The following is a 3,682-nucleotide window of genomic DNA, read 5'->3' on the forward strand; positions in this document are numbered from 1 at the left end:
GGAAGTGAGTTTTGCGTACGATGCGTTCGGTCGACGCACGAAGAAGAAGGTGACGCGACCGGATGGCGGGATCGAGCGCACGTTCTTCACGTGGGACGGCGATGTGCTGCTGATGGAGGAGCGCTTCGGGCTGCCGGTGAAGCGCGAGCATGTGCATCGCGGGCTGGAGTTCCGCAGGGCGCAGATCGTGCGGGAGGAGCCGGAGGATGTGTATTCGCTGCCGGTCGCGCAGCGCATGCATACGCTTGAGCGGCATCACGAGTGGCAGGCGGCGTCACTTTATCTGCACGAGCCGGGATCGTTCGTGCCGCTTGCGCGGCTTGACGAGAAGCTGGTGGAACCGGCGTTTCTCGCGACGGGTACGGACGGGCGCTTTGTGCAGGTGGCGGCGAAGACTCGGCACGGAACCTACTTCTACCAGAATGACCATCTGGGCACGCCGCAGGAGATGGTGGACGAGTCGGGCAAGGTGGTGTGGCTTGCGCGGTATAAGGCGTGGGGTGGGGTGAAGCGTGCACCGTACGGCAACGTCGATCCGGTTGGCACGGATAACCGGATCCGGTTCCAGGGGCAGTATCATGACGAGGAGACGGGGCTCGCCTATAACCGGCATCGGTATTACGATGCGCACTCGGGTCGGTTCATTACGAAGGATCCGATTGGGTTGGCGGGTGGGGTCAATGTTTATCAGTACGCGCCAAATCCAACGGGATGGATTGATCCGTTAGGTTTAGCCCGTATTTATAATGATGCGCCGTATCACGGAACTACAGACAATGCTGTGAAGAGCAAAGCTCCAATCGATGGACAAACCGCTCTTGATAATTCGGTGCAAGTCAAGGACACGTCACCGAGGCGCGTGGGCGTTGACGCTGATAACAATGAAATTGTTGTGATGGATAAAACCAGAACACATGCCAACGGCGATGAGGAATTCCACGGGCATGTGCGTTGCTGGTGTGATCTGCACAATGACCAGCAATCTGCGCTGAGAAAAGCCGGGAAGGTCACGAGTAAGGGAAAAATAAAATGAGTCAATACAGCAAGGAAGAACTTGAGCATCGGTTAAATTCTTCGGATAAAGACGCGGTTATCGACGCCCTTATGTATTTATGCTTCAACATCAACGATCCAGAGTGGATTCAAGACAAGTGTATTGAAGCGATTGAACGTGAAAAGGATGAGGATATAAGAGGCTTGGGCATCACGTGCATTGGGCACGTGGCCAGAATGCATTCACAGATAAACAAAGATAAGGTTATGCCTGTTTTAAAACGCCTGCTTTGTGACGAATCTCTGTCAGGAAGAGCGCAAGACGCTCTTGATGACATAGATACGTTCGTGAAGTGAATTAAAGGGCCGCTGACGCGGCCCTTCGGTCATCTACTCGGCGGTAATGGTCAACCACCCGTGTTCAACCACGATCTTTACGCGCTGCCCTGCTTCGAATCCCGCGTGCGCCATACTTTGCGCAGTTCGTCATTCTCGGCCTTACGCGCGATGGCCAACGCTTCGCGCTCGCGCGCTTTGGCGGCGTAATCGTCTTCCGGGGTAACGGTAAGGCATTGCCGGATGTAGTCAACCGAGACATTGACGCGCTGTCCTGTGCTGAAGAGATGGCCTGCGCCTACCTGACCGTCACGCGGCACGAATACGATGCGCTCGGCAACCGCACGCGCACGGTGCTGCCCAACACGCGCACCGTCGACTGGCTGCGCTATGGTTCGGGGCACGTGCATGGCGTGCTGCTCGACGGCGCGCCGCTGGTGGACTTCGAGCGCGACCGGCTGCACCGCGAGACGGGTCGCACGCATGCGGCGTTCAGCCAGGCGCGCGAATACGATCCGATGGGGCGCCTGGCGCGGTTCACGGCGAAACAGATGGGCGCGGCCAGCCCGCATGAGCGCATTGCCGAGCGGCGGCTGCATTACAGCGCAGCGGGCCACCTCACGCGTATCGATGACCACGCGCGCGGTGCGACGGATTACACCTATGATCCGGTCGGTCGGCTGCTGAAGTCCGTGACGCCGGACCTGACCGAAGTCTTTGCGTTCGACCGGGCAGGCAATCCGGTTGACCCGGAGACGGTACCGCCGAGGCCGGAGGTCGAGACGCCGGAGGAACAGGCGTCGCGTGCCGCGCGGGAGCGTGCCGAGGACGCCGCATGGCTGCGGGCGAATCCTGGCGAGAAATATCCACCGCTGCGTTACAACAGGCGGGGCGTGGAGGACAGGCGCAGGCTGGACGAATGGGAGGCGTCGCTGCCGAAGTGCATCGGCAACGTGCTGAAGGAACTGAACCGCACACGCTATGCACACGATGCGCGTGGCAACCTCGTGCGGCGGGTCGAGCCGGACGGCACGACGTGGCTGTACCGGTACGACGCAGCGAACCGGCTGATCGAGGCGAAGCGCTATGCGAAGCCGCCGGAGGCGGATGAGCTGGCGCGTAGGGAACCCGTGGCGGGTGGTGGTACGCGGTTCGTTGATGGGAGTGTGCGGCCGCTGCTGGAAGTGAGCTTTGCGTACGATGCGTTCGGTCGGCGCACGAAGAAGAAGGTGACGCGACCGGATGGCGGGATCGAGCGCACGTTCTTCACGTGGGACGGCGATGTGCTGCTGATGGAGGAGCGCTTCGGGCTGCCGGTGAAGCGCGAGCATGTGTATCGCGGGCTGGAGTTCCGCAGGGCGCAGATCGTGCGTGAGGAGCCGCAGGATGTGTATTCGCTGCCGGTCGCGCAGCGCATGCATACGCTTGAGCGGCATCACGAGTGGCAGGCGGCGTCGCTTTACCTGCACGAGCCGGGGTCATTCGTGCCGCTTGCGCGGCTTGACGAGAAGCTGGTGGAACCGGCGTTCCTCGCGACGGGCACGGATGGACGCTTCGTGCAGGTGGCGGCGAGGACTCGGCACGGAACCTACTTCTACCAGAATGATCACCTGGGCACGCCGCAGGAGCTGGTGGACGAGTCGGGCAAGGTGGTGTGGCTTGCACGGTATAAGGCGTGGGGTGGGGTGAAGCCTGCACCGTATGACAGCGTCGATCCGGTTGGCGCGGATAACCGGATCCGGTTCCAGGGGCAGTATCATGATGAGGAGACGGGGCTCGCCTATAACCGGCATCGGTATTACGATGCGCACTCGGGTCGGTTCATCAGCAAGGATCCGATTGGGTTGGCGGGTGGGATCAATGTTTATGCGTATGCGCCTAACCCGGTGCAGTGGATCGATCCGCTTGGCCTTGCTCGGATTCAAAATGCAATTGACGGTGCACGGCGCGAAGATACATTTAACGCGCAGATGCGCGCGCAGCATCCGAACGCGACGGTTCAATGCCAGTGCTATCTGCGCAATGCACAGGGGCAGTCGGTGAAGGATCCTGTGACGGGTGAACGTCGGCGGATCGATACGGCAGTGATTGAGAATGGGCAGGCTCAAACCTATGAGGTCACTAGCATGACGGCGGACAAGCGCCTCCAGGCAGCGAAGGAAGATCGCATTCTTGATGCTGGTGGCACATTTGTACGCGATCGAGCAACAGGTGATTTAGTTCCCGTTAAGGAAGGTCTGCACAACCCGCTTCCTGCGCATCGCGCAGTTTGCTGCCCGCGTTGTAGTGGCGGCGAAGACGCCGGGACCTCGATCACCGTTCTGTTCGAACCGTAGGAAGGTGCGTTTGCCGA

Annotated in this window: 3 protein-coding genes; all 3 read left to right on the top strand. The window is 60.3% G+C overall.

All coding sequences use genetic code 11. The annotated features are described in order from the left end of the window. On the top strand, positions 1-1,033 hold a 1,033-nt coding region (locus HHL14_RS32630; RefSeq protein ID WP_206002632.1), incomplete at its 5' end, for an RHS repeat-associated core domain-containing protein. Beyond that, positions 1,030-1,350: a hypothetical protein gene (locus HHL14_RS32635; protein ID WP_169501716.1), complete on the top strand. Its 321-nt coding sequence runs from the start codon at positions 1,030-1,032 to the stop codon at positions 1,348-1,350. The genes HHL14_RS32630 and HHL14_RS32635, both read left to right, overlap by 4 nt. Positions 1,351-1,565: 215 nt before the next feature. Continuing rightward, positions 1,566-3,665 carry an RHS repeat-associated core domain-containing protein gene (locus tag HHL14_RS32640; protein ID WP_230413319.1) on the top strand — a complete coding sequence of 700 codons (2,100 nt, stop codon included), beginning with the start codon at positions 1,566-1,568 and terminating at the stop codon, positions 3,663-3,665. Positions 3,666-3,682 lie beyond the last annotated feature (17 nt).

The organism is Paraburkholderia antibiotica (assembly GCF_012927125.1).
Taxonomy (GTDB): domain Bacteria; phylum Pseudomonadota; class Gammaproteobacteria; order Burkholderiales; family Burkholderiaceae; genus Paraburkholderia; species Paraburkholderia antibiotica.

Excerpts from the sequence above, each read along its gene's own strand:
- HHL14_RS32635 (WP_169501716.1), top strand. The coding sequence starts at position 1,030 with ATGAGTCAATACAGCAAGGAAGAACTTGAGCATCGGTTAAATTCTTCG.